Source organism: Panacibacter microcysteis (assembly GCF_015831355.1).
Classification (GTDB): Bacteria; Bacteroidota; Bacteroidia; order Chitinophagales; family Chitinophagaceae; genus Panacibacter; species Panacibacter microcysteis.
Genome location: NZ_JADWYR010000002.1, coordinates 393,683 through 419,601, shown reverse-complemented (window position 1 = coordinate 419,601; position 25,919 = coordinate 393,683). Strand labels below are relative to the sequence as shown.

Sequence of the window (25,919 nt, the reverse complement as noted above, 5' to 3'; positions counted from 1 at the left end):
TGAGGAATATGCATCTTTTACAATTATGATACTTAAACAAAACTGTTTTGGGTGTGGAAATAAAACCACAACCGGCCAATATATTTGTGCTTATTACTTTTGCGCAAATGAACTACCCGTTACAGCGCACCAGCTTCAGCTATAAACGTACAGGCATCAAGATATTTGTTCCGGAAGAAAGTTTTGTAAAGCAACAATATAAAGCGAATGCAGGCATGTTTCCATACTGGTCGAAGATATGGCCGGCAGCCTATGCTATGGCGGAGTTTATCATTGATAACCCGGTGTACATTCAGCATAAACGTGTGCTGGAAATAGCTGCAGGACTTGCACTACCATCACTGGTTGCTGCAACACTTGCCGATACCGTTTGTTTTAGCGACAAGGCCGCGGAGGCAGTACAGATTGCAGCGCTAAGCGCCAAAGAAAATGCCTTGCAAAACACCGCCGGTATAATACTGGACTGGAACGCATTGCAGTCTATACCTGCCGCGGATGTAATACTGCTGAGTGATGTAAACTATGAGCCTGGGCAGTTTGACAGGCTGTACTCGATGTGCTCCACGCTGCTTGATAAAGATGTCACCATTTTGCTTACAACACCACAACGGCTGATGGCCAGGCCATTTATAGAAAGGTTGTTACCCTTTACTGTAATACACGCGGTAAAGCTCATAGAAACAGGAAACATAACCACGCAGGTTTCAACGATGGTACTGCAGAAAAAAAAGCTGTAACAAGCTGCATGGCAGGTGATTCAAAGAAAACCGGGTTACCTTTTCTCTTTCATGGTATTAATAGCAAACAATGAAAACTGAGCTTTCTGTTACAAATTAATGAAAGCGACCATTCAACCCGGTTAAGTATTATAATCTTAGTGTTGCAACTCCACTGATTATCGTTACCGTTTATTGATCGATTGGTTTCCCATAGGATAGGTATGTATTTGAAACAAAGGAGGAAAAGATGAAAAAAAGATCCATTGGGCTGGCAGTCGTTTTATTGATCGGCGCATCAGCCTTTTATGAACCATTGAAACAAACGATACAGGAAAAGCCTGTAGAGCAAAACATTTCGCTCAGCATCTATAAGGGTGCGAATTATAACGCAAAAGTGTACGATTGTACCTATGCGCAGGTGCAGGTTTTTATTCAGAAAGTGAATGGAAACAACCGCACCATTGTATGGCAGAAAACATTCGATGAGCAATTGCTGAAGCAATACCCATCGGTTGAAAATGCGATAAGAGAAGAAGTAAGGATATCCGGCATTAAAGAAAGAAAAGAACACCTTGAAGTTGTGTACGTATTGGTATATAATTCCAAAGGTGCCGAGTTGCAAATGCAGGGTGGCAGCGTAATTGAGAAAAACATTACAGCAACTGCATCACCAGATACTTTATCACTCGTATTGTAATACGCACAAACAAGTTTGTTTAAAGAGCAGTAATACTGCTCTTTTTTATTTTGGTTTATCCAATCTTTTTACCTGCAGTGCACAACAATAAATGGCTGCCTATCTTTGCTGCATGTTTACCAGAAAAGAAGAAAAACACGCCGACGTAATTCTTATTGGGGCAGGAATAATGAGTGCCACACTTGGTTTACTGCTTAAAGAACTAGAACCATCCATCACCATCGAAATTTTTGAAAGGCTGGATATTGCAGCAGCCGAAAGTTCTGATGCCTGGAACAATGCAGGTACAGGCCACTCTGCATTTTGCGAACTGAACTATACGCCTGAACATGAAGATGGAACCATTGATATAAGCAAAGCCGTAAAGATTGCCGCATCGTTTGAAGTAAGCAAGCAGTTCTGGGCATACCTGACGGAAAGAAATATTCTTACCAATCCAAATGCTTTCATAGAATCTATTCCACACATGAGTTTTGTATGGGATGATAACGTGGATTACCTCAAAAAACGCTACGATGCATTGCAGACCTGTCATTTGTTCAGGGGTATGCAATACAGTGAAGACCCGGCACAGTTGCAGGAATGGATGCCGCTCGTGATGGAAGGGCGTGATGCCGCACAACGTGTAGCCGCTACAAAAATGAATCTTGGTACCGATGTAAATTTTGGTACACTTACAAGGAACATGTTCACCCACCTCGAAAAGTTTCCTGGAGTTGCCATTCACTTTAACCACGAAGTGGAAGACATTGACAGGGATGATCATGGACCATGGCGCCTGAAAGTGCGTGACGATGTATTTGGTGAAACACGCAAACTAAACGCAAAGTTTGTATTCATTGGAGCAGGTGGTGGCTCTTTGCCTTTACTGCTGCGTTCGGGTATTCCGGAAAGCAAGGGTTACGGAGGTTTTCCCGTAAGTGGTCAGTGGCTTAAGTGCGTTAATGAAACGGTTATCGCAAAACATCATGCAAAAGTGTACGGTAAGGCAGCAGTGGGTTCGCCACCTATGTCTGTACCACACCTGGATACACGCATGATCCGCGGCAAACAGGAATTGTTGTTTGGACCTTATGCAGGCTTTAGTACAAGATTTTTAAAGCAGGGTTCTCTGATGGACCTCCCGAAATCTCTACGCTTCAGCAACATTGCACCAATGGTAATGGCGGGTATTCACAACATACCACTTACTAAATACCTGATCGAACAGGTAAGGCAAACACCTGAAGAAAGGCTTGCTGCGCTAAAAGAATACATGCCAAATGCGGTAATGGAAGACTGGGAACTGGAAACAGCAGGCCAGCGTGTACAGGTAATAAAGAAAGATGATGAAGAAGGCGGGGTACTGGAGTTTGGTACCGAAGTGGTAAGCGCTGCGGATGGTAGTATTGCTGCATTGCTTGGCGCATCGCCCGGCGCATCTACAGCCGTAAGTATTATGCTGGATCTTTTACAACGATGTTTTCCTGAGAAATTTGCCGGCACTGTATGGCAAAACAAATTAAAAGAAATGATTCCGTCTTTCGGCAGGCACATTGATAAAGATGAAACATTGTGTAACGAGACGAGGGCATGGACACATAGGGTATTACAGTTGTAAATGCGGGTCGGATTAAGCATCCGGTTTTTATACTTTGCTATCTTTAACATCAACCTTAACTATACACCCATTCCTTTTATATCACCAGCCCTGAAAGACCATTCCAGGTGTTGATTTTTATCCTGCCTCCATAAAAGGTTAAGCTGTGCAACATGGTGCTGGGTATGCCTCATGTTATACAGGATTATTTCGTGCAAAGAATAATCCATATCATGCGCTTCATTCCCTTCGGTAAAGCGCAGGTTTGCAGTTTCACCTGCCAGCAATGCCACAAGCGTACGGCATTTGTTCCGCGTATTTTTTAAATAAGCAACTATTTCATGGCTACTGTAAAACTTATCCGGTATAAGGTCATCAATTGCTTCCGCAGGTCTTACAGATGTTTCCGCCGGTGTGAAAGAAAGTTGTGGTACAAAATCCCGGGGAGGTATGGTAGCATAGTAATCCAGGAAGATTGCACTATGAAAAAGTATATAATAGAAACGCCTGTTTGCTGAAAAGTAGTCGTCGTTACAGTTCATGGCAATATTAATCAGCATATCAATGCTTGCACCAAATTGATTCCAGATAATGTCTGCAGAAGCCTTATCCATGATAGTAATTGTTGAGGTGGTTTTGACTGTTGCCGGTGTTAATATAAGGAGTAATTTTCATGTAGTGCACTGTATTGCTACTATTGAGCTTTGGTTGTGTCACTCACTTGTACGGTTTGTTCTTTATTGGGCAGGTGTATAGTCTGCATTTGTTTTTACAGGCCGTTATTAAAACGAAATATTCATTCTTACTAATCCTGGTCGTTTTTTTGCTTTTTCCTATTTCTTTTTTCCTGATCGCTGTTTATCTTTTTCATTACATCCATTGTAATCACCGTCAGTTGGTCAGATTTGCAATTCCAGATGTTCAGGTATTTCTCGGATACAACATTGTATGTTTCCCATTTTGCAAATTTTTCGTACAGCATTAAAGTGCAGATGTCCGTTGCTGTAATGAAATAACCTGTTTGCGGCAGGTGACTATGCATTGCACCAACTGCTTGCCTGCCGGCTTCTTTAGCTTCATCGCCGTAGTAAACAGGAATGATGTTTTGGTGAAGTTGCTTTTTGTCGACCAACTTATTACCTGCATCAAACGTTAGCAGGTAATCATTGCCGAAAATAACAACGCCACTATTTTTTGGACCAGTAAGTACGTAAACCTTTTTTGTTGCTCCCTGTACAAGCGGTATAAGGTTTAAACTGGTATTGTCATAGGTTTTAAAAAGCGTATCTGAATTGATTATTTCTAATGCTGCCTTTCTTATTTCATACAAATCAATCTCCCTGCCTGTAAAATCCCTTTCCACTAAGTTTACGTTCGCTGCAGCCGCCTTGTATGTGCTGTCAAATGAAATGGTGCCAATAATCTTTGGTACTTCATCTTTTGAAAAGAAAATACATTTCGCGGTATCATTTTCTGTATATGAAAAGTAACCACCGATATTCGCCCTGTCTTTGTAGTTCTCTAAAAAAAGGTCTGTTCCATACCACGAAGCCATTTCAGATTTGTACAATAATTTGCCTTCTTTTACTATTGGTTGAGCTGCATCTGTAAGATCATTTTGCGCAAAGAGGTTAAACCTAAGCAATACGAATAGAAACAAAAATGCGTTTCTCGTTGTAAGGGTCTTGTGTAACATGTTTAAATATGGGTTTAATGTATTTGATTCATGTTGGGTTCCGTACTTACTTGCAAGATAGATCATTCATATTACAGATACGCCTGGTTTTTCTACTGGCAAATACTTCGCGCTGCTGCGCAAAGGTCCCCAGTACAAGTGAGTGACACAACAGGCGATGCCACATGTACTGCAGCTAAGTACATCATTGTTTTAATAACATAAAAAACCGCAGCGTGTGTGCTGCGGTTTTCATTGTTGCAAGCATTCGTTAAATACCTAATTATGGTGCACTTTTTCGCGCTCGCCTTTTACTGCCGAGCTTGTGGTAGCAGACTGTTTGCCTGCAGCATCATTGCTTTGACCATTGCTTTGTTTAGATGAATCTTTTGTGCGGCCACTCTCCTGCTGAGAAGATTGCACACGCAGGTTATTTTGTACATTTTTTACGCCCGACATAGATTCTATCATGTCTTCAATGCGGCGTTTTGTTTGTTTGTCACTAACGGTGCCTGTAAGTGTTACTTCGCCGGCCTTTACGGTAATGTCAATCTCTGACGCGTCTATATCATCATCATCCATTAAACGATCGCTGATGTCTTCTTTGATACGCTGTTCTGACCTTTCATAACCTTTTGGGCCTTTACCGCGGTGACCACCATACATACCGCCTGTGCCTTGCTGGCTGTTGTTACCATAGCTGTTTCCATATGGCGAACCCTGGTTAAAGCGGCTACCCTGCGATGGTTGCCCGGCATTTCCATAACGATTATTGTACCCGTCACCGCTTGTGCCATAGTTGCTGCCATAATAATCGGGCACATTGCTACCATAGCGTGAACCCTGTTCCCAATCTCCACGGTCTTGACTACCGCTGCCGTAGTTGCTTTCTGAATTATAGCCACCATTGTAACGGTCTGAGCCTCCTGCATTGCTTCTGCCGGATTGGTTACCCCGGTTTGGCGAATTGCTCATATTGCCTGCATTACCCCAGTTTGATGAGCGATCAAAATTACTGCGGCCCAGGCCATAATTTTGGCGGCTCATGTTGTTACCAGAGCGCTGGTCGTTATAATCATTATAGCTTTCGTCTTCATTCCAGCGGTTCGTGTTGCCATAGGCACTTTCATTATCGCTCCTGCCCCCACGGCCCTGCTGCCAGTTGCGGCTATAATCATCCTGTTGCGCACTGCGCTGGCCACCCTGTTGGTTCCAGTCATTACCCTGCCTGCCGTAATCCTGGCCACCACGCCCGCCGTATTCTGAGCTTCTGCGGTTCCACTCATTATCGTTCCACTGGTCGTTGTCATAACTACCACGGTTGAATTGCCTTCCGGTATCGCCTTCATAGTCATGTACCTGGTTGGCATCTGAAGTACGGCGGCGATCACGATCCTGGTTCCAGTTATTTTCATCCTGGTTTCTTCTGTTACGATCCTGTTCCATAAAAAGGTGTTTTTAGATTAACAATACTGAAATGAATAAAAAGATTATGCCTGAATATGCGTCTATCATTGCGCTAAGGCAAAATGATTTTTTGATAGCCCGGAAGGCCTTTTTATTTATATCAAACATTTTGTGCATGACCTCGCCATACCATCTTTTATGATTGATGGCTTATCACAAATGTTATAGGGTTATATATAATTCCGATTTCAAAATTATCTGGGTGCAGTAACGCGAAAACGTTATATAATAAAAAATACAATATTATCTAAGATTGGCAAATGACCCCGATAATCAGGAGAGGGCATGCACGGTATTTATTTTGTAAGTGAGGCGCGAATGCCCCAAATGCAGGAAAGGAATTTCAACATAAAAAACCGGCGTTGTGCGCCGGTTTTTAAACCATGAATGACTAATTCGAAAACTGCCAGCTTATTTATTCGGTACTACTTTTTTATCTTTTTGATCAACGTCCTTAACGGCCTGCTTGTCTTTATGTACTGCCACTTTATCTTTTACCACATTTTTTCCATCGTGTTTCATTGTTGTGGCCGATGCGCCACTTTTTTGATCTCTATGAAACTGTGATTGATCATCCTTCAGCTGTTTAGTGTCTTTGTGTTTTTGCCTGCGATCTGCCACCTGCACTTTTGCCTGTTTCTTTATATGTTGACTGCTGTATGGTGCGGCATATGTGGATGCGCCAAGTATAAGGCTGCATGCGGCGATTAAAATTGATTTTTTCATTGTTGTAAATTTTATAAATATACAGAACCGGTTTCATTGTGTTGGTTTAACACAATGAATCGCTTTAACAAAGTGTTGAGGTTATGTTTGCAAAAAAAACACCGGTTAAAGTTGTGTTGCACTGTAATTGTGTAAGTTTATTACAGGTTTACATAGTCCATTATAACTCCCGTTGTTCTAATACCTTTATATATGCTACGCACTATAGACCAATATTTTTTACAGCAGGCTGAACCAAATAAAAGCTGCCTGCTCTTTTTAAGAGCACATATACAAGCGCTGGATGTGCATATAAAAGAAGTGTGGAAATATGGAATGCCATGCTACTGTTATAACAACAAAATGTGTTGCTACCTATGGGTACATAAAAAACTTATGCAACCATATATAGGCATTGTGGAAGGAAACAAAATAAATCATCCATTGCTTATCAGCGAAAAACGGGCACGCATGAAAATACTACTGGTTGACCCGGAAAAGGATATCCCGCTGAAACTGATCAACGGGATATTAAATGATGCATTTGCACTATGCCAGTAAATAGGATTGTATTATTTCTCAAACACCAGGCTTTCTGCATTTGCGCCAAGTGACTTTAATGTCCCCAGAATGTGTGCAGTAAAAGCATCCGGGCCACATACATAAAAAGGCTGATCGAAATTGGCAATATTCTGTTCCAAAAATGTTTTGTCGATCTTGCCGTGATGATATGCTTCTGTAAACTCCTGCGTTATAATGTTGATGAAGTTTGTGCCCAGTATGTGTTCAAACTCTTCTCTGAGTAGAATATCCTGTAAAGTTTTGTTGGAAAATATCAGTTGATTATTGCCGATCTTTTGCTGCGCATGCAGTGAACGCAGGATGGCAATAAAAGGCGTTACACCGGCGCCGCCGGCTATAAAAATACCTTCTCCTTTGTACGTTATAGTGCCCCACGCATCACCAATTTCAAGTACATCTCCAGATACAGCTTTTGCGAGCTGGTTGGTAACTCCATCGTGATCTGTATAGCATTTGATGGTAAACTCAAGATGATCGGCACCCGGTAATGATGTAAAGGTGAAAGGTCTTTTCTCCGTTTCCCAGCCGGGTTTTAATATTGACAATTCAGTTGCCTGTCCTGGCGTGTATACATAGCCATCCGGCTTTTCGAGTTTGAATGATCTTACGTTGTGCGTTACCTGATCAACCGCCAATATTTTCACTTTTATATTTTCCATAACCTGGTTTTTAGCGTTAAACAAATGTAGCCCGTATTTGTTTTTTAAAGTCTGCATGATGTTTGCATAACCTGATCATTATTCACAAATAGCTAATCAAAATGAAAAAGATCGCATTATTGTTTTTAAGTGTGGCAATTTTTACCTCGGTACAGCTTTCTGCACAAATAAGAAAGGTACCCGCAGAAGTTACGGAGGCGTTTAAACAAAAATTTCCTAACGCAGATAAAGTAGAATGGAAAGACAAACTGACCAACTTCCAGGCTAGTTTTAACAGCGGCGGCGCAGCGTACACGGCCGAGTTTACGACCAAAGGCGAATGGAAAGAAACGATGAAAAAAATAGACAGTTATGATGCTTTACCAAAAGCGGTAAAGGACGGTTTTGAAAAGAGTAAATACACAGACTGGACAAAAGGTTCCGTGTACTGGATAGAAAACGACGACAACAAAAATGTTTACCGTATTTATATAGAAAAAAGTGCGGTGCAAAAACTGTTTCTGTTCTTTACGAAAGATGGTCAACTGGAAAAAGAAACACCGGGTGTTTAAACCTGATAAAAAAATCCTGCTTTTATTCAGCAGGATTTTTTTTGTGTATTACATACAGCACACAAGAGGGATGTATATGCTGAAAGAAAGTTGCACCATGCCGAATAAAGATCCATTCGTACAAGTGTGCGACGCAACAGAAGCTTAATAGTAGTAATGCCGCCGGGTACATAAAAAAAGCCAATGCTGTAAACGCATTGGCTTTTATATAAAGTGATGCCGGTCTTAGAACCTGTAAGTAATACCCAATCTCCAGTTGCGGCCGGGTTCTGCCTGCCAGTAGTAATAGTCGGCATAAGCTGCACCTGAGTACAGGTAAGTATCTGCAAGGTTATACACATTCAATGCTACACGAAACTTATCTTTTTCCCAGAAAATTCCTGCATCAAATTTTGTGTAGTCAGGCAATTGTGCGCTCTTAACAGCACCTGCCCACGACCATGTACTGCGCTCGCCAAGAAAGGTAAAACCACCTGAAATACCAAGGCCTTTTAACGCGCCATTATTGATCCTGTAGTTCAGCCACGCATTGGCAGTATGTTTTGCATAGCCCGGCACTTTATTGCCAATATTTAATTGCGATGCGGCGGCGGTATCTGCCTTGGTAATTTGATTGTCTGTTAATGCATAATTGGCTGTTGCCGTTAAGCCGGGAAAGAGCTCTCCACGTATATCAAACTCAACACCCTGTGCCCTTGTTTGACCAAGCTGCACCACAAACCTGCCCGAAGGATCGGCGGGGTCTGTTGAATTTTCATTGTTTTTAAGAATGCGGTATACGGCAAGACTGGTACTAACCTTTCCACCCAGCCAGTCTCTTTTTATACCCACTTCCATATTGTTGCCGGTAAGCGGTTTTATGGTGCTGCCATCTCTCTTAACGCCCGACTGTGGCACAAAAGCCTGGTCGTACAACGCATACACTGCGGTCTGGCGATCTATAGAAACACTTGCACCAACACGTGGGGTAATTTTTTCTGCACTGGAAACAGTACCATAGTTGGTATTTTTCACATTGCTGTAGCGGCCGGCAAGCGTTACACGAAGCACATTATTGAAAAAGCCCAGTTCGTCCTGCACATATAAGCCGGTATAAGACTGTGCCACGTGGCCGTAAACACCTGCGCGTTGGGTAAGACTTTTAGACCTGTCCCAAACAGGATAACCGTTGGAAGGAAAACCATATACAGGATTATTGAAGCTAAACTTGGAATCGTCTGTATCCAGCGCGTGGTATTGGTTCCAGTCGGCAAAATATTCTTTGTCGTTTGCGTCGAGGCCAACAAGAATGCGGTGTTTCACGGCCCCTGTTTCTACCGAACCATTTACAAATAACTGCCCTATTTTAGCCGTGGCTGCTGCATCCCATATGCTGATGCCGCGTATCATGCTGTCTGCACCCACATAGCCCGGCCATGAGCTTGAGCCCTGTGCCGCATAATCAAAGTAAGCTGCCTGCGCTGTTACTTTCCAGTTATCGCTAAAGCGGTGCTGCAGGTTTACGGTAATGCTCTGGTCTGTAATGTAGGTGGGTTCCAAACCCGGATCGAGCGTGGTAAAGTTGCGTGGCAGTACTGCATAACCTTTCGTTGAAAAAACATAGTAGCTGCCTACATTGGATGTCTTTACCTTTTGCAGGTTATACTCTGCGGTAAGTGTTGTTTTATCATCAAGCTTATATGTAATGACCGGCGCAATAGCATAGCGGTTGTTGTACTCGTAAGGGCGGAAAGAATTTTGTGTTTGTCCGGCCATATTAAAGCGGTACAACAGTTTGCCCTCTTTATCAAATTTGCCATCCAAATCCAGCGATGCGCGGTAAAGATCGTAGCTGCCCATTGTAACGTTCACCTCTCCTTTGTTAACGCCGGTAGGCTTCTTGGTAACCACGTTAAAAATGCCGGACGGTTCACCCACAGACATCATAAAACCTGCAGGGCCTTTTACAAACTCTATGTGATCTACAAAACTCATATCCTGTGTAAGCGGGCTCCAGTAAGAAGTAATAATGTTCATACCGTTCCTGAATTCAGAAGCCCTGGAGCCGCGCATGTTAATGTTGGTGTACATATCGCCCCAGTGTTCCAGTCGCATGGCGCCGCTTACATTGCGTATTACGCCATCGCTCATGCTGAGTATCTGCTGATCTTTCAGTACCCTGTTGGTAATAACCTGTATATTTTGTGGTACTTCAATAAGCGGTGTTTGCAGGCGCAGTGTAGAAGAGGCTACATTTGACTTGTAACCAACAGCACCGCTGCTTACAATTACTTCCTGCAACTGCTTCTCAGACACCTTTAGTTGTATGGCAACCGCGCTGGTCTTGTTTGCTTCAATGGTTATGCCCGCGGTTACAGTCTCATAGCCAACCAGCGATAGTTCCAGCTCATAATTACCAGGCTGTACATTGCGTATTATGAAGGCGCCATCATCGCCGGTAAGCGTACTTTTTTTAGTGCCGTTAATACTTACCGTTACCATTGCTGCGGGTTTGTTATCGGTAGTGGTCACCTTTCCCTTTACGCCGCCAAGACCATCTTCATTCTCATTATCACCGGCCACAACCTGGAGAAATGATAATACAAACAATAAAACAAAAAAGAAATATTTACATCTAAACTGTGGGTACATACTGCTCATCTTATTTAAAATATTTCCGCGAAATTGCTTTTGTCTCAACACATTACGTGTAGCAATCGGGAAATCGTCTTACGCAATCGGGAAACTTACATTTTCATGACAGTTACTGATAAAAAAAATAAGGCATCAGGTAGCCGGCAGCAGTTTTGCATGGCATCACCTGTTGTGTCACTCACTTGTACGTTCCGTTTTTATGGCGGCTGTGGCGTTGCGGGTTAGCTTGCTTGCCACTGATCACGCACATGTGCTTGTTATTGGCTGCTTGCTTAAAAAGATAATGACAACTTAAACAGTGGGTTAAAGCAACTCTGTAATACCAAAACGGCGGATCGACAGTGATAGCATTTAATGATATATGATTTTTTAAAATGCTGACATATTGCTATTATATTTGTGTTGGTAGCAATTGCAAAATCAAACACCCTAAAAATTTATGGCTTCAACAAACGACAAAGATTTACTACCAGAATTTGAAAGCATTAAAGATGACAAAGAAGAAATTCTTTGGACAGGGAAACCTAAATTTATTCCATTCATTTTTACAGGGGTCTTAGGCGGAATAATTACAATTGGATTTGCAATAGCTTGGCTTTTGACAGCGAGAAATTTCGGTTCAAACGGCGACAATAACTCACTATCCTTTTTTTGGCTATTTGGACTTATTCCTTTGGTTGCAGGGCTGTTCACTTTCTTGAAAAAGCTATTTTCTTTTTCAAACATGGCTTACTCATATACTGACAAAAGAATTATGATGCGTTCTGGTTTTATTGGAACTGACTTCAAAACAATAGACTATGATAAAATTTCTGACATGGAAATTACTGTAAGTGTTGTAGAGAAAATGTACAATGTTGGGACTATACGATTTTTTAGCGGCAGGACACAAACAGACGAAGGAAACACCACAAAATTATATGACAGTTGGAGTGCAATTGAAAACCCCTAGGAAGTTTTCAAAATGGTTAAGCAGACATCTTTAAATATAAAGACAGATTTTAATTATCCAAACGCCTTGCGACCGGACATAAACCCAGGCTATAAAACGAAGTATGAGCCCAAAGAATGACTGCTATCAACATAAGGTTTAGTTGGGCATGACCAGCAAACATCAGCCAATTACAAATCCGGGCTGTGGTTCGGGCTGGACAAACAACTTTCAACTTTAGTTCTTAAATTCAGCTTTATATTTTCAATCGGCAGCGGTTGTGGGCGGACGAATAACAATTCCCAACCTGCATAAAGCCCTGCTCGTTGCCTGCAAGCCTAGATAAATCTATATGCAAGATTTCGATTTTAAACAATTTGAACCGTTTCTTTTCCTAATCATAGGACTTGTCGCTGTAATAATATCGACAATTAAAAGGAATCGGTCAATAAGTCTCAAAGACACAGGCGAACGAGTCGAGGGAATTATCTATAAGTTAGAGCAGAGTGGAAACCGCAATTCAGATTTAGAAAGCTCTTCATCAACCATGGATAAAATCACCGTAAGATTCGTGACAAAAAAACAAGAATGGATTACGTCGGAAATTAAACAGCCATTTGCTTTATTTTTTACAGGACAATACAAGCCGGGTGACAAAGTTGAGGTTTACTATGATCCGACGGATCCGGCAAATTTTTATGTTGATACCAAACAATCTGAGCTAGTTGCAAGAATTGTAATTACCGTTGTAGGTTTAATTTTTTGCTTGATAGGCCTCTACAAATTATGTTCCTAATAAAATTTGACCGGCCAGCAGGCAACAAGGGGTTTGGCGTCATGGCGGCTTTACGAATAAGTCCTGATCGATATAACATTGCTCAGCGACATATCAATCTGACGAATAAATCCCAGCTTTAGAATATATTTTCGTCTTCATATCTTTGATCAGCACCAGTCCAAGCTGACGTAACACGGAATATCGCCACGTCGCCAAGCCTGGCCGCTAGCGGCTATATTATGGACGACCTAAACGAAATGCCAGGACTTCATTCAGCAGGTGCAACTGTTAGGCACCTTTCCCCGTTTGACAGTTCGCCGACACATAAAAATGACAAAGACTTATCAGCTGACTTTATAAAAAAGTGGGTTGTTCCTTATTATATGGAAATTGGCTGTTATGACAACTTAAACTGGATTGAACATGTTAAAGAAATAAAGCCTGAAATTACACAAGACGTTTGCCTTAATTTACTGGGAGACTTCAATTGGCGAACACGTTTGGTAGGTTCTTATTTTGCAGCAGTAAAAAATTACAAAGAACTCATCAACATTATTGGGACACATCTTTTGAAAAGTGAAGTCTGCTGTGTAGGACACATTTACGCTTTGACACTTGCTTTCTTTAATGACGAAAAGTGTATCGGCTATTTAAATAAATATTTAGAGTATTACTTAGCAAAATCTTCGTTGTATTTTGACCAGAAGATTGTCATAGAAGCAGTATTGTATTTAGATAGGAAAAATCAAACAGATTATTTTAACCAGCATCTTGACAACTGGAAAAAGCTAACGGTGGACAGGAAAAAGCAAGAAGAATATCAAAGACAGGAGTTAGCAAAATTATATCCAGAACTAAACAAAGAAACTAATTCAGCCAGTGAAAAACACTTAGAAAAGTTCTCGACAGATTTTTTTGAAGAACAAATATATATTCTCACTGACTTGAACCAATACAGCCGCTAACGGGACATTGGCAATATGGCGGGCGACGAATATATTCTCACTTTTTGTTCGCTATTGGGCTTCGGCAGACGAATAACGCCGGGCAATAGAATAAACAATGAACTGTTATTTATAAATTTAACAGCGGTTACGGGCTGACGATTTTCAGATACCACCACATCGCCAAGCCGTAGCCGTTGGCTGCAATTTACTCAACGTTCAGAATAGACTTGAAACTTAAGTTCCTAAAAAAAAGTTTCAAAACTTGTAACATTTTTGAACTACGATCGTCTCCGTCTAAATGCTATTAAACAAGTATTACGAAAATCATGCGTATAATTTTTATTACTTCTGTAGCCGCTATTTTTTGCTTTATTAAAGCCATTGCTCAAAACGACACAATTCCAGACTCAAAATATTATCCCGCGAAAGGAAACATTCAAAATGTAGCGTTGATACTTTTAGGTGGTTCAGAAGGAGGACTTCCCAACTATTATGATATAGAAAAGCTTACTAGTTTAGGCTATTCCTGTTTGACCTTAGGATACTTTCAAACAAAAAATACTCCGGACAGATTAGAAATGATTCCAGTCGAGTATTTTGAAAAGGCAATAGTGGATCTGAAATCCAAGCCTGAACTCAAAAACAAAAAAATAGTGGTTTGGGGAGGTTCAAAAGGAGGTGAACTTGCTCTTCTTCTTGCCTCAAAGTATAAACAAATCAATGGAGTTATAGCAGCGGTTCCCAGTTCTGTTGTCTTTCAGGGTTTAGGTGGTAACCCTGTTTCAAGCTGGTCCGAAAATGGTAAATCAATTCCTTTCGTACCCTTTGCCCCTTTCGATTACAGTAAAATTGTCAATAATCAATATGTTGAAGTATATAAACTTTCATTGGAGCAAACTGAATATGTGAGCAAAGCCGAAATAGAAGTTGAAAACATTAATGGACCTGTTTTACTATTGGCAGGCAAAGCTGATAGTATGTGGACTTCTGATCAGATGTCCCAAATGGTAATGAAAAGATTGGATAGCAACAAATTTCCTCATTGGCATAAGCTATTTTCTTATGATAATGCAGGACACACACTTAATGACTCATATATGATTGGAGGTACTAAAGAAGGAAATAAAAATGCCCGAATTGACTCGGAAAAAAGAACTCTTGATTTCCTTAGAATGCTATCCGAAATCAATGCATCCCAAAAAAATTAAACTGCAGCCAACATTGGTATTGCTAATAGTTTTCTATGATTTATTTGAGCCATTTTATTATTAATTTTTTCGTGGTTATGCACAGGGGCGTACATAGTTATCCTCATAACGCCTATTGTCTCTAATTACTGCAAACACACGATGAATGAGTTTGTTCCTGATGGCATTGATGATGCTCATTTTGTTTTTTCCTTCTAACAATTTTCTTTCAAAATAGGCTTTCATTTCCGAGTCATTTTGCAGGGCCGACATGGCACAGAGGTGTAACAGTTTTTTTAATTTCATATTTGCAAAAGGACTTACTGATGGCTTGTATTTTACGCTGCTGCCAGAGGTTTTATTAAAAGGCACTACACCACAATAACAGGCTAGCTCCTTGGCATTGTTAAAAGCCGTAAAGCCTTTGGTGTACACCAGCAGAGCTGTGGCTGTTACTTTACCAATGCCATTTACTGACTGTAACAGTTCTACAGTATGATTTAGTTGTTCATCCTGCTTTATTATTTTTTGTTGATAACAGATTCAATTTGCAGTTTTGTTTTTTGCAATGTTTTAATAACGGGTTGCTGCAGTTTGAGTACCATATTACCTTCTTCAATGCAACCGCAATCAATTAGTTCCTGTGCAGGAACAGTAAGAAGCTTAAGCGTATTAACGACCCTTTCCCGCTGGACAATAAGATGCTTTATCTTCTCAATGCTTGTGTCTGCTGGCTTCCAGAGCTTTGCCTGGTCATGATAACGCAGCGCATACCACGCAATTTTGCAGGAAGCAGATCTGTCATCCCTGCCTCTTTCCAATCCACCAGCCTTTTTTATGCGAAGTGGCATTTCTATCCAGATGGCAGCAGAGTGATGAACTAAAAAGTTAACCAGGCCCGTGTTGTAAATGCCGGTATCTGGAGATTCCCTGTTGCTCATATGATCCGCAGCCTGCAGCTGCCCATTGATATACAGATGAACGGAATGCGACGCAACGATGCTGCCACAAAGAACTGCTGCTGGTACCCACACTTTTATTGTGCTTTTTTAACCATTACGAGATAGGTAGGAAAATGATCGCTGTAGCCGCCGCGATAGGTGTTGCCATCCCACGTGCGCATGGGGTAGCCACGGTATTTCCCGGCATTTTCGATGAGGAATTGTTTGTTGAAAATGTGCTGGTGCAAATAAAAGAACCCAGGTTGATTTTTACTGAGCCAAGCCGCGCTTATAATGATCTGGTCAAATAAACCCCATGCATCCTGGTAGGCCAGTGTGCCATATCCTTTTTTATACATTTCCACCCATGGATTGAATAAACCGTTCTCTTTCACTTCTTCCTTTCTTCCCTTTGCGTTGAGTACCTTGGTAAGGCTTGCATTGACGGGATCATCGTTCAGGTCTCCCATAATGATGATCTTTGCGTTTGGCGCTGCTTTCTGCAGTGAATCAGCAAAATGTTTACAGACCATGGCAGCGGCTGCACGGCCGGGTGCACTGCGCTCCTCTCCGCCCAGGCGGCTTGGCCAGTGATTTACAAAAACGTGGATGGTTTCTCCATCGAGCCTGCCTTTTACCCACAATACATCGCGTGTAAAAATGTTTTCTTTTGCACCTGCCGGCAGGCGAACAAACAACTTCCTGCTGTCTTCTACGGTGAAGTATTTTGGATTGTACAGAAATGCAACATCAACCCCGCGCAGATCCCTGGAATCGTAATGAACGATGTTGTATTTGCGGCTGCTGATCAGCGGATCTTTTACCAGGTCATTCAATACTGTATCGTTTTCAATCTCTGCCACACCAAGTATTGCTGGCCCGTCGGGGTTCATTTCTGTGCCGATCTGCGCTATAACGGTTGCGAGATGGTGGACTTTGCTTTGATAGATAGCAGTATTGTAATTTTTATCTCCGCCGGGCGTAAAATCATTATCGTTAACGGCGGGATTATCGGTGGTATCGTAAAAATTTTCGAGGTTGTAAAAGGCTACAATCGCTGTTTTATAATCCTGCTTTTGAGCGAAGGCTGTTGTACAGCCAAACAATGCTACAAGCAGGTTAACTAAGTGTTTCATTTTAAGCGTAATTAAGTTTAAGGCTTACAGGAATGGACAGAGCAAACACATTAAGAAAATATTATAAATGTAATTATGATCAAATATAATATTTTACATGTATAGATTTGTTGTTATACCAATACAACATGAGAGAAAGAATCCTTATCCTTTTGTGCTGCTTTAGTATAAATGCGGCCGCGCAGCATGATGGGCCTGCTGAAAGGAAAGACACTACTTCTGTAACAGATAGTGCGTTGTATGAACTAAAAGACAATGCACTGGACAACCTGCCTGTGGTGTCTTTAGACGATAATGATTTCTCTGACTCAGGCCCGCAAAACGTATCCTCTGTTTTAAATGCCGGTCGCAACCCCTTTTTCTCTGCGGCTGCTTATAGCTTCAGCCCGCTTCGTTTTAAGATCAGGGGCTATGATGCAGACCTCAATGAGACATACCTTAATGGCATTCCTGTGACCAATCTGGATAACGGCTTTACGCCTTACAATCTCTGGGGCGGACTGAACGATGTAACAAGAAACCGTGACCTTGCCATTGGCCTGAGGCCAAGCACATTTGCGTATGGGGATATTGCAACTACAACCAGCATAGATGCAAGGGCGGGTAAACAACGTAAACAAACAAGTTTCAGTTATGCAATCTCCAACCGCACATACAATCACCGCTGGATGCTTACACATGGTACTGGCATGAGTAAAAAAGGCTGGGCATTTGTATTTTCTGCCAGCAGGCGATGGGCCGGTGAAGGCTATGTACCCGGCACCTATTACAACGGCTGGAGTTGGTTTACAGGCATTGATAAAAGAATTGACCAGCGGCACCTGCTATCTTTTGTTGCATTTGCAGCACCAACAGAAAATGGCCGGCAGACGGCATCAGTGCTGGAAATGCAGGAACTGGCAGGCACACATTACTACAATCCCTACTGGGGCTACCAGGATGGCAAAAAGCGAAATGCCAGCGTTGGCCGCACTAACCAGCCTGTATTTATTCTTACACATGAATTCCGGGTAAACGATCATACATCACTTACCACTGCGGCAGGTTTTTCGTTTGGCAAAAGAAGTATTAGTGGTATTGACTGGTACAATGCGCCCGACCCAAGACCTGATTATTACCGGTACCTGCCCGGTTACCAAACCGATCCCGCCATAAAAGAACTGGTAACAAACGAGTTGAAAAACAATGAGGCAGCGAGGCAGATTAACTGGCAGCATTTATACGATGTGAACCGTGACAATGTGCAAACTGTATATAACGCAAATGGCATAACGGGCAATCACATTACAGGCCACCGGGCACTCTATATACTTGCCAAGAGGGTTACCGATACAAAGAAATTCAACTTCAATACGGTACTCAATACAAGCACGGGTAGTCATATTGATCTTACATCAGGGCTTACCGTACAGGCGCAAAAAAATCACTACTACCAGGAGATAGCAGATATGCTGGGTGGCGAATTTTATGTTGACCTTAACCAGTTTGCAGAAAGGGCCTTCCCCGGTAATAGCCTGGCTGCACAAAATGATATTGACCGGCCCAACAGGCTGGTGAAAACAGGTGAGCAATATGGTTATGACTATGATATTGATGTAGTGCGCACAGCGGTATGGGCACAACTGGTATTGAAATATAACAGGCTTGATTTTTTTATTGCTGGGGAAGCCTCTCAAAATGTATTCTGGCGAAAAGGCAATGTAAGAAACGGACTTTTTCCTGCTAACTCATACGGAAATTCTAACAACAACTATTTTGTGAATTATGCTTTTAAGGGCGGGGTGACTTACAAAATGAACGGCAGGAATTACTTTTTTATGAACGCTGCTTATTCAACAAGGGCACCGTTTTTTGAAAACGCATACATCGCTCCGCGAACAAGGAATATTACACAGGACAACCTTATTTCAGAAAATATTCAGGCTGCTGAAGCAGGCTATACCTTAAACGCGCCAAAAATAAAAATAAGACTAAACGGTTATTATACTTCTTTCAGGCATGGTTTCAATGTGCTTACATTTTACCACGAGACCTATCAAAACTTTGTGAACTATGCATTGAGTAATATCGGTAAAATACACTTTGGCGGAGAGTTTGGCTTAGAGGCAACCATAGCAAAAAATGTTTCCATCAATGCAGCTGCCGCTGTAGGCCGGTATTATTATAACAGCCGGCAGCATGCCATTGTAACACTCGACAATACGGCGGAAATACTTTCAGACGAAACGGTGTATTCACAAAACTACCGGGTTGCCGGCACACCACAGGAGGCATATAGCCTTGGCATCTCTTACCGGTCACCAAAATTCTGGTTTATCAGCCTTACGGGAAATTTCTTCGACCAGATGTGGCTTGACTTTAACCCTATACGCCGCACCGATGCAGCAGTAGAGAACGTAGATCCCAAAAGTGATGCATGGCACAGCATCATCGGCCAGACCAGATTGAGCCCTGCCTTTACAGCCGATTTCTTTGGTGGTTATTCTTACAGGATAAACCGAACCAGCCGTGGCAAGAAACCGATGTTCCTTGTCTTCAATGCCGGCATCAACAACCTGTTGAACAATAAACATATTATCTCCGGCGGTTACGAGCAACTGCGGTTTGATTTTGACACCAAAGATCCAAACCAGTTTCCACCCAAATATTATTATGCATTTGGCCTTAATTACTTTACCAGTGTTGCACTAAGATTGTAGCAAACGCTTTCTAAACCTTTTATATGAAATATTACAGATCATCTTTTTCACTTGCAACTTCACTGCTTGCAGCAATCTGTATCATCACTTTTGCGTGTAATAAAAAGTTTGATGAACCACCTGTTTATAAAGCACCAGACATTACACCCGATCTTACGATAAGCGAGCTAAAAGCAATGCATTCCTATGGCCGTTTTGAACAGATAACCGAAGACAAAACAATTGGCGGTATCGTAATAGCTGATGACAGGAGCGGCCAGTTCTACAAAACAATCGTGATACAGGATGAAACAGCCGGCATCAGCATTAAACTGGATGCATACGACCTTTATACAAGCTACCCGGTTGGCAGAAAGGTGTATATAAAAGTGAAAGGTCTTTTCCTGGGCGACAATAATAAACTCATTGAATTGGGCGGTGGAATAGACAACTCCGGCTTTTCGCCAAGGCTCGATGATATTCCCTCCGCATTAATTGATGAGCATCTTATAAAAGGCACCGTAGACAACGTAGTTACGCCAAAGCTTATACAGGTGGAAGAGCTGGATAATTACGCAGACCAGAACACATTGATACAGTTAGACAACTATGAATTTGCAGGTACAGATACCGCAAAAACATTTGCTAAACCAGACCTCAGTTCAAGCGCTGTTAATTTCACTTTACAAAGCTGCTCCGGCAAACCTATTGTCTTACGCAACAGCAGCTACGCAGATTTTGCAGGGTACAACGTGCCCAACGGAAACGGCACCATTACCGCGGTATTTACTGTTTTTGGCTCTACACAACAACTGTATGTACGTGATTCTGCTGACGTTAAATTTTATAACAACCGTTGCGGCGCCGGCGGCACGGGAGAAGTAATCGACCTCAAAACTTTGAAAAGTTTTTACAACGGTACCAGCCTTACCCTGGGCGCCTATAAAATCAGCGGCGTGGTAATTTCTGATCCAACTTCGAAAAATATAGCAGCCGGCAATATTGTGGTACAGGATAAAGATGCCGGCATCAAACTATACTTTGGCAGCAGTGCCACCACGTCAAAATTTAATACCGGGGACTCACTTGTAATTGATGTTGCCGGCGGCGTACTACAGGAATACAATGGCGCCATGGAAATTTCATTGTCAGCGTCAGACTTACCTGCTGCTGCACTGGCCACAGGCAAAACCGTGCTGCCAAAAGAACTTACAGTTCAACAGGTAAAAGAGCAATTGCCCGGCATAGAATATACACTCGTTACCGTGAAAGATGCAACGTCAGAGCCCGGTACTTTCAGCGGTAATAAAAAGTTGACAGATGCAACAGGCTCACTCACCTTATACACCCTCACAGGCGCATCTTTTGCAGGCAATGCCACGCCTGCTGAAGCAAAAACATATACCGGCTATTGCCTCATGTTTAACAGTACTGCGGAAATGATCATCAGGAACATAAACGATGTTACGGATGGCAGTGTAGTTACACCATCTGACGATAACATCATCATTTCAGAATATGTGGAAGGTTCATCGGGCAACAAATATCTTGAGCTGTACAATGCCGGTACAAACGCCGCAGACCTGTCAAAATACACACTGAAACTTTATACAAACGGCAGCAGTTCAGCGTCTTCCACTGCAGTGCTCAATGTAGTTACCGGCTTGCCTGCATTGCCTGCCAAAAGCATTGTTGTATTAAAATACTCGGGTGCATCGTTAACACTGCCCGCCGGCATAAACGCATACAATTCGGCTGTTTGCAACTTTAATGGCAACGATGCTGTTACACTCGAAAAAAATGGTATTATTACAGATGTATTTGGATCTGCAGGAACTGATCCGGGAACCAGCTGGACAATCTCAGGCGATATAAGCGCAGCAAAAGATAAAACGGTAAGACGAAAATCAACTTATAATGTGGGTAACCCTGACTGGTCATCATCGGCTGTTTCAGAGTGGGATGTTGTGCTGGCAACTGATGACGTAACCAATCTCGGTACACGCTAAAGAGCGTTAATTCGACCAGCAAACCTCGGGCTTCATTACGGAAGTAATGGGGCCTTTTTTATGCATGTACTTAGCTGCATTACTACTATTAAGCTTTTGTTGTGTCACTCACTTGTACGGCATATCATGATGCGTCAAGGGTGCAACGTTGTATTGTTTTACAGTAAATGACTGTATGGTAAGTTAACCGCAGCGTTGCGAAAAAATACCGGCTTTTATGCGCGGCAGCCGCCGCCATAACAACCGAACGCACAAGTGAGTGACACAACAGGCGATGCCATATAAAACCACAGCTGGCTAGCTGATTTACAAAAACTGCATTATCAACGACGTACAAATGCTGTAGTTTTGTCTTACTAAAAGAACGTCATGAGCCTGGTATTGATCATAGATGATGAAGAAAAAATAAGAACGCTGCTGGCAAGAATTATAAGCCTGGAAGGTTTTGAAGTATTACAGGCAGCAGACGCCAGGACAGGTTTAAAAAAACTGGAACAAAGTGCGGCAGATGTAGTGTTGTGCGATGTAAAACTGCCCGATGAAAACGGTGTGGAGCTGGTAAAAAAAATAAAAGACAAAAGCCCTTTCTCAGAAGTAATTCTGCTTACTGCTTATGGTAATATTGCAGATGGCGTGCAGGCTATAAAAAACGGTGCATTTGATTACATTACCAAAGGAGACGATAACAATAAAATTATTCCGCTGCTGCACAACGCCATGCAGAAAGCAGCACTTACCAAACGCGTGGCGCAACTGGAAGCGCAACTGGGCAGGAAATATTCATTTGGCAATATACTTGGAAAATCAAAGCTGGTAAAAGCGGCTATTGATGCCGCAGAAAAAGTAGCGGCCACAGATGCAGCCGTTTTGCTTACGGGTGAAACGGGTACAGGCAAAGAGGTTTTTGCGCAGGCCATTCATAATGCTGGTAACAGGAGCAAACAAAACTTTATTGCCATTAACTGCGCAGCATTTACAAAAGACCTGCTCGAAAACGAATTGTTTGGCCATAAGGCCGGCGCTTTTACCGGCGCACTCAAAGATGCAAAAGGCATTTTTGAAGAAGCCAACAAGGGTACTGTTTTCCTTGATGAAATTGGTGAGATGCCACTGGAATTACAGGCAAAATTATTACGCGTACTGGAAAGCGGCGAATACCTGAAAATTGGCGACAGCAAACCGGTGAAAACAGATGTGCGGATTATTGCTGCCACCAACCGCGACCTGCTGAGAGAAATAGAATCGGGCAATTTCAGGCAGGATCTCTACTACAGGATTGCGGTGTTTACCATCGCGCTGCCGGCACTGAGAGAACGTGTAACAGATATAGAAGAACTGGCAAATTATTTCCTGAAGCTTTTTACTGCCAAAGCCAATAAAAAAGCATTGACTTTTTCAAAAGCTTACATTGATGCATTAAAACAACACCACTGGAACGGTAACATACGCGAATTGAAAAACGTAGTGGAAAGAAGCGTTATACTGGCCACATCTGCCGAAATAGAAAGTAACACGCTGCCGCCGGAGTTTAAGCAGTTCAACACCACAACGGGCAAAACATTGTCTGCCTTTGATCTTGCAAGTGCCGAAAAACTGCACATACAAAAAGTACTCAATTATACCAATGGCAATAAAACAGAAACAGCCCGGTTGCTGAACATTGCACTTACCACCCTGTACCGCAAGCTGGACGAATACAAGATCAGTTAGGCTTTCAAAACGATAGTATTGACCCTTTCAAAATGAAAGGGTTTTCTTTTTTGCAAAATTTAACTACGCATGTAAAAAAGACACATAACCCTTACTGTACATGCATTTCAACACCGTGCACTCCCCTGCTATCTCTGCGCGGCACTGGTTTTGGCATTAAGCTGCAAATACATTTTATGACAAAGTTTGCAACAATCATCCGCAGGAAACTGAAACCTCCGCAACTGGTACATGGTCTTTTTATGCTAATGGCGTTGGCCGGTATTTTATTCAGGTTAATCAACTAATCAAACACCATGTTAACAATTATCCTTCTTGCAGCGCTTATCGTCTGCTTTATCATTTTTTTCAGATCTATTGATTTTTTTGAGAAGATATAAGCATTTTAAACTTACACATTATGATCTCTGTGCTTTTTATTTTATCCATTGCTGTGTTTATATACCTTCTGTATGTGCTGATAAAACCAGAAAAATTCTAACCACCGTCACTGCATACATGGTACAATCCTATATAACACATCTTACATTTTTATATTTATGAATACTGAATTAACAGGAGTCATTGTCACCTTTCTCATTACCGTGTTGCTGGCTTTTCCGCTGGGGAAATACATGGCCAAAATGTTCAGCGGAGAAAAAACGCTCCTGGACTTTATATCGCCCGCCGAACGTTTTATTTTTCGCTTTTGTGGTATAAACCCCAACGAAAGCATGGACTGGAAACAGTTTCTGAAAGCCATGCTTACCATCAATATGCTCTGGGTTGTTTATGCATTTTTCATGTTATTGTTTCAATCACATTTGCCGTTAAATCCCGATGGCAATCCTGATCAGACACCTGACCTCGCATTCAATACGGCCATCAGTTTTATGGTTAACTGTAACCTGCAACACTATTCCGGTGAGAGTGGCCTTACCTATTTTACGCAATTGTTTGTAATAACATTCCTGCAGTTTGTGAGTGCCGCAACAGGCATAGCGTGTGCAGTGGCCGTATTTAACGGCATAAGGGAGAAAACGACCAATAACCTTGGCAACTTCTGGAGCATCTTTACAAAGTCTATTACGCGGCTTTTATTACCGCTGTCGTTTGTGGTGGCAATACTACTGGCCTTCAACGGCACGCCTGCAAGCTATGACGGCAAAGACACCATCACCACACTTCAGGGCGATACAGTAAACGTATCACGTGGCCCTGCAGCAGGCATGATTGCCATCAAACACCTTGGTACAAATGGTGGCGGCTGGTTTGGTGCAAACGCTGCGCACCCGCTGGAAAACCCCAATTACTTTACCAACATGCTGGAGATGGTTGTACAGGTGTTAATCCCCATGGCCATGATCTTCGCGCTGGGCTTTTACATCAAACGAAAAAAGCTGGCATATGTAATTTTTGGAGTAATGACTGTTGGTATGCTTATACTCGTGGTGCCAACTATCAACTGGGAAATACAGGGCAGCCCGGCAATTGCACACCTTGGTGTTGCACAGCCAACCGGCGCAATGGAAGGTAAGGAAGTAAGGTTTGGCCCTGCAGCTTCGGGCTACTGGAGTATTGTTACCACCATCATTTCAACAGGCTCGGTTAACTCTATGCACGACAGCGCTATGCCGCTCTCCGGTATGATGCAGATGCTCGGTATGCTCATCAATGCATTTTATGGTGGTTGTGGTGTAGGTATTCTCAACTATTATATCTACATCATTATAGCGGTATTTATTGCCGGGCTTATGGTAGGCCGCACACCCGAATTTATGGGTCATAAAGTTGAAGCAAGGGAAGTAAAGATTGCGGCACTGGTAACGCTACTGTCTGCTTTTCTTATCAAAGGCGGAACGGCATTGGCAGCCTACATTTTTACACAGCATGGCAGTGCTGATTGGGCCGTACAACCTGCTAACTGGCTGAATAACCCGGGCTATCACGGCTTTTCAGAAATGCTCTACGAGTACACTTCTTCAAATGCCAATAACGGCAGCGGTTTTGAAGGTCTTGGAGACAACAATATATGGTGGAATGTAAGCACCGGCATCGTAATGATTCTGGGTCGCTTTCTGCCAATTATTGGCCCCATCGCTATTGCAGGCCTGCTGGCCAGGAAGAAATACATACCGGAGTCTTCGGGCACATTGAAAGTTGATTCGCTCACATTCGGTTTAATGACGTTTGCGGTAGTGATCATCCTGACAGCGTTGTCTTATTTCCCGCCGCTGGTATTAGGCCCAATAGCAGAATATTTTAGTATGCAATAAAAGCATTATGAACCCGGCAACAGCACTGCTATGAGGCTTCCGTTGCGTCGCACTCTTCAGCGCCTGAAGCTTTATTGAA

Annotated in this window: 23 protein-coding genes; 14 read left to right on the top strand and 9 right to left on the bottom strand. The window is 42.3% G+C overall.

Translation table 11 applies throughout. The features are described from left to right. Positions 1-53: 53 nt before the first annotated feature. The 3 genes from I5907_RS13710 to I5907_RS13700 all read left to right on the top strand — a co-directional run bounded on the left by I5907_RS13710 (position 54) and on the right by I5907_RS13700 (position 3,016). Positions 54-737: a class I SAM-dependent methyltransferase gene (locus I5907_RS13710; protein WP_196991380.1), complete on the top strand. Its 684-nt coding sequence runs from the start codon at positions 54-56 to the stop codon at positions 735-737. Between the two features lie 229 nt (positions 738-966). Further along, positions 967-1,416, top strand: coding sequence for a hypothetical protein (locus tag I5907_RS13705; RefSeq protein WP_196991379.1), 450 nt, complete (start codon positions 967-969; stop codon positions 1,414-1,416). A 112-nt stretch (positions 1,417-1,528) separates the two neighbouring features. Beyond that, complete coding sequence (locus I5907_RS13700) at positions 1,529-3,016, top strand: malate:quinone oxidoreductase (RefSeq protein ID WP_196991378.1); 1,488 nt, start codon at positions 1,529-1,531, stop codon at positions 3,014-3,016. Between the two features lie 59 nt (positions 3,017-3,075). On the opposite strand, the gene I5907_RS13695 is transcribed toward I5907_RS13700, so the two are convergent. The 4 genes from I5907_RS13695 to I5907_RS13680 all read right to left on the bottom strand — a co-directional run bounded on the left by I5907_RS13695 (position 3,076) and on the right by I5907_RS13680 (position 6,863). Next, a complete protein-coding gene (locus I5907_RS13695; RefSeq protein WP_196991377.1) occupies positions 3,076-3,609 on the bottom strand; it encodes a DinB family protein in 534 nt (177 codons plus the stop codon). 191 nt (positions 3,610-3,800) lie between these two features. After that, a complete protein-coding gene (locus I5907_RS13690; protein WP_196991376.1) occupies positions 3,801-4,691 on the bottom strand; it encodes a hypothetical protein in 891 nt (296 codons plus the stop codon). 258 nt (positions 4,692-4,949) lie between these two features. After that, the gene (locus tag I5907_RS13685) at positions 4,950-6,116 is read right to left on the bottom strand and encodes a BON domain-containing protein (protein WP_196991375.1); all 1,167 of its coding nucleotides are present in this window, start codon (positions 6,114-6,116) and stop codon (positions 4,950-4,952) included. A 432-nt stretch (positions 6,117-6,548) separates the two neighbouring features. Further along, a complete protein-coding gene (locus I5907_RS13680; RefSeq protein ID WP_196991374.1) occupies positions 6,549-6,863 on the bottom strand; it encodes a hypothetical protein in 315 nt (104 codons plus the stop codon). Between the two features lie 192 nt (positions 6,864-7,055). Between I5907_RS13680 and I5907_RS13675 the strand changes: the two genes are divergently transcribed. Next, positions 7,056-7,403 (top strand): DUF1801 domain-containing protein, encoded by a 348-nt coding sequence (locus I5907_RS13675; RefSeq protein WP_196991373.1) that lies wholly within the window; start codon positions 7,056-7,058, stop codon positions 7,401-7,403. 11 nt (positions 7,404-7,414) lie between these two features. Here the strand turns inward: I5907_RS13675 and I5907_RS13670 are convergent, their stop codons facing one another. Further along, entirely contained in the window at positions 7,415-8,083 is a 669-nt protein-coding gene (locus I5907_RS13670; protein ID WP_196991372.1) for a ferredoxin reductase domain-containing protein, read from the bottom strand. A gap of 101 nt (positions 8,084-8,184) precedes the next feature. On the opposite strand from I5907_RS13670, the gene I5907_RS13665 reads away from it, so the two are divergent. Continuing rightward, positions 8,185-8,634 carry a PepSY-like domain-containing protein gene (locus tag I5907_RS13665; RefSeq protein WP_196991371.1) on the top strand — a complete coding sequence of 150 codons (450 nt, stop codon included), beginning with the start codon at positions 8,185-8,187 and terminating at the stop codon, positions 8,632-8,634. Between the two features lie 225 nt (positions 8,635-8,859). On the opposite strand, the gene I5907_RS13660 is transcribed toward I5907_RS13665, so the two are convergent. Beyond that, positions 8,860-11,274, bottom strand: a complete 2,415-nt coding sequence (locus I5907_RS13660; RefSeq protein ID WP_196991370.1) for a TonB-dependent siderophore receptor — start codon at positions 11,272-11,274, stop codon at positions 8,860-8,862. Positions 11,275-11,707: 433 nt separating this feature from the next. Between I5907_RS13660 and I5907_RS13655 the strand changes: the two genes are divergently transcribed. From I5907_RS13655 to I5907_RS13640, 4 genes are all read left to right on the top strand, one after another. Next, positions 11,708-12,220, top strand: a complete 513-nt coding sequence (locus I5907_RS13655) for a PH domain-containing protein (protein ID WP_196991369.1) — start codon at positions 11,708-11,710, stop codon at positions 12,218-12,220. Positions 12,221-12,551: 331 nt separating this feature from the next. Then, complete coding sequence (locus I5907_RS13650) at positions 12,552-12,995, top strand: DUF3592 domain-containing protein (RefSeq protein WP_196991368.1); 444 nt, start codon at positions 12,552-12,554, stop codon at positions 12,993-12,995. A 221-nt stretch (positions 12,996-13,216) separates the two neighbouring features. After that, positions 13,217-13,942: a DUF6000 family protein gene (locus I5907_RS13645; protein ID WP_196991367.1), complete on the top strand. Its 726-nt coding sequence runs from the start codon at positions 13,217-13,219 to the stop codon at positions 13,940-13,942. A 308-nt stretch (positions 13,943-14,250) separates the two neighbouring features. Continuing rightward, on the top strand, positions 14,251-15,132 hold the full coding sequence (locus tag I5907_RS13640) for an acyl-CoA thioester hydrolase/BAAT C-terminal domain-containing protein (RefSeq protein ID WP_196991366.1): 882 nt from the start codon (positions 14,251-14,253) through the stop codon (positions 15,130-15,132). A 75-nt stretch (positions 15,133-15,207) separates the two neighbouring features. Here the strand turns inward: I5907_RS13640 and I5907_RS21805 are convergent, their stop codons facing one another. From I5907_RS21805 to I5907_RS13625, 3 genes are all read right to left on the bottom strand, one after another. Continuing rightward, positions 15,208-15,597: a transposase gene (locus I5907_RS21805; protein WP_283016295.1), complete on the bottom strand. Its 390-nt coding sequence runs from the start codon at positions 15,595-15,597 to the stop codon at positions 15,208-15,210. Between the two features lie 35 nt (positions 15,598-15,632). Further along, on the bottom strand, positions 15,633-16,052 hold the full coding sequence (locus tag I5907_RS13630; RefSeq protein WP_196991365.1) for a hypothetical protein: 420 nt from the start codon (positions 16,050-16,052) through the stop codon (positions 15,633-15,635). A gap of 95 nt (positions 16,053-16,147) precedes the next feature. Further along, positions 16,148-17,188: an endonuclease/exonuclease/phosphatase family protein gene (locus tag I5907_RS13625; protein WP_196991364.1), complete on the bottom strand. Its 1,041-nt coding sequence runs from the start codon at positions 17,186-17,188 to the stop codon at positions 16,148-16,150. 128 nt (positions 17,189-17,316) lie between these two features. On the opposite strand from I5907_RS13625, the gene I5907_RS13620 reads away from it, so the two are divergent. The 5 genes from I5907_RS13620 (at position 17,317) to kdpA (ending at position 25,840) form a co-directional block, all read left to right on the top strand. Beyond that, the gene (locus tag I5907_RS13620) at positions 17,317-19,887 is read left to right on the top strand and encodes a TonB-dependent receptor (RefSeq protein WP_196991363.1); all 2,571 of its coding nucleotides are present in this window, start codon (positions 17,317-17,319) and stop codon (positions 19,885-19,887) included. A gap of 23 nt (positions 19,888-19,910) precedes the next feature. Continuing rightward, a complete protein-coding gene (locus tag I5907_RS13615) occupies positions 19,911-21,875 on the top strand; it encodes a DUF5689 domain-containing protein (RefSeq protein WP_196991362.1) in 1,965 nt (654 codons plus the stop codon). Positions 21,876-22,244: 369 nt separating this feature from the next. Then, positions 22,245-23,585, top strand: a complete 1,341-nt coding sequence (locus tag I5907_RS13610) for a sigma-54-dependent transcriptional regulator (RefSeq protein WP_196991361.1) — start codon at positions 22,245-22,247, stop codon at positions 23,583-23,585. 400 nt (positions 23,586-23,985) lie between these two features. Further along, positions 23,986-24,066, top strand: coding sequence for a K(+)-transporting ATPase subunit F (kdpF, locus tag I5907_RS22005; RefSeq protein ID WP_196992443.1), 81 nt, complete (start codon positions 23,986-23,988; stop codon positions 24,064-24,066). Positions 24,067-24,124: 58 nt separating this feature from the next. Beyond that, positions 24,125-25,840, top strand: coding sequence for a potassium-transporting ATPase subunit KdpA (kdpA, locus tag I5907_RS13600; RefSeq protein WP_196991360.1), 1,716 nt, complete (start codon positions 24,125-24,127; stop codon positions 25,838-25,840). Positions 25,841-25,919 lie beyond the last annotated feature (79 nt).

Coding starts and splice junctions, on each gene's coding strand:
- kdpF (WP_196992443.1), top strand. CDS start 23,986: ATGATCTCTGTGCTTTTTATTTTATCCATTGCTGTGTTTATATACCTT.
- I5907_RS13660 (WP_196991370.1), bottom strand. CDS start 11,274: ATGAGCAGTATGTACCCACAGTTTAGATGTAAATATTTCTTTTTTGTT.
- I5907_RS13650 (WP_196991368.1), top strand. CDS start 12,552: ATGCAAGATTTCGATTTTAAACAATTTGAACCGTTTCTTTTCCTAATC.
- I5907_RS13690 (WP_196991376.1), bottom strand. CDS start 4,691: ATGTTACACAAGACCCTTACAACGAGAAACGCATTTTTGTTTCTATTC.
- I5907_RS13705 (WP_196991379.1), top strand. CDS start 967: ATGAAAAAAAGATCCATTGGGCTGGCAGTCGTTTTATTGATCGGCGCA.
- I5907_RS13645 (WP_196991367.1), top strand. CDS start 13,217: ATGGACGACCTAAACGAAATGCCAGGACTTCATTCAGCAGGTGCAACT.
- I5907_RS13620 (WP_196991363.1), top strand. CDS start 17,317: ATGAGAGAAAGAATCCTTATCCTTTTGTGCTGCTTTAGTATAAATGCG.
- I5907_RS13665 (WP_196991371.1), top strand. CDS start 8,185: ATGAAAAAGATCGCATTATTGTTTTTAAGTGTGGCAATTTTTACCTCG.
- I5907_RS13610 (WP_196991361.1), top strand. CDS start 22,245: ATGAGCCTGGTATTGATCATAGATGATGAAGAAAAAATAAGAACGCTG.
- I5907_RS13695 (WP_196991377.1), bottom strand. CDS start 3,609: ATGGATAAGGCTTCTGCAGACATTATCTGGAATCAATTTGGTGCAAGC.
- I5907_RS13655 (WP_196991369.1), top strand. CDS start 11,708: ATGGCTTCAACAAACGACAAAGATTTACTACCAGAATTTGAAAGCATT.
- I5907_RS13640 (WP_196991366.1), top strand. CDS start 14,251: ATGCGTATAATTTTTATTACTTCTGTAGCCGCTATTTTTTGCTTTATT.
- I5907_RS13675 (WP_196991373.1), top strand. CDS start 7,056: ATGCTACGCACTATAGACCAATATTTTTTACAGCAGGCTGAACCAAAT.
- I5907_RS13615 (WP_196991362.1), top strand. CDS start 19,911: ATGAAATATTACAGATCATCTTTTTCACTTGCAACTTCACTGCTTGCA.
- I5907_RS13625 (WP_196991364.1), bottom strand. CDS start 17,188: ATGAAACACTTAGTTAACCTGCTTGTAGCATTGTTTGGCTGTACAACA.
- I5907_RS13680 (WP_196991374.1), bottom strand. CDS start 6,863: ATGAAAAAATCAATTTTAATCGCCGCATGCAGCCTTATACTTGGCGCA.
- I5907_RS13670 (WP_196991372.1), bottom strand. CDS start 8,083: ATGGAAAATATAAAAGTGAAAATATTGGCGGTTGATCAGGTAACGCAC.
- I5907_RS13700 (WP_196991378.1), top strand. CDS start 1,529: ATGTTTACCAGAAAAGAAGAAAAACACGCCGACGTAATTCTTATTGGG.
- I5907_RS13685 (WP_196991375.1), bottom strand. CDS start 6,116: ATGGAACAGGATCGTAACAGAAGAAACCAGGATGAAAATAACTGGAAC.
- I5907_RS13630 (WP_196991365.1), bottom strand. CDS start 16,052: ATGAGCAACAGGGAATCTCCAGATACCGGCATTTACAACACGGGCCTG.
- kdpA (WP_196991360.1), top strand. CDS start 24,125: ATGAATACTGAATTAACAGGAGTCATTGTCACCTTTCTCATTACCGTG.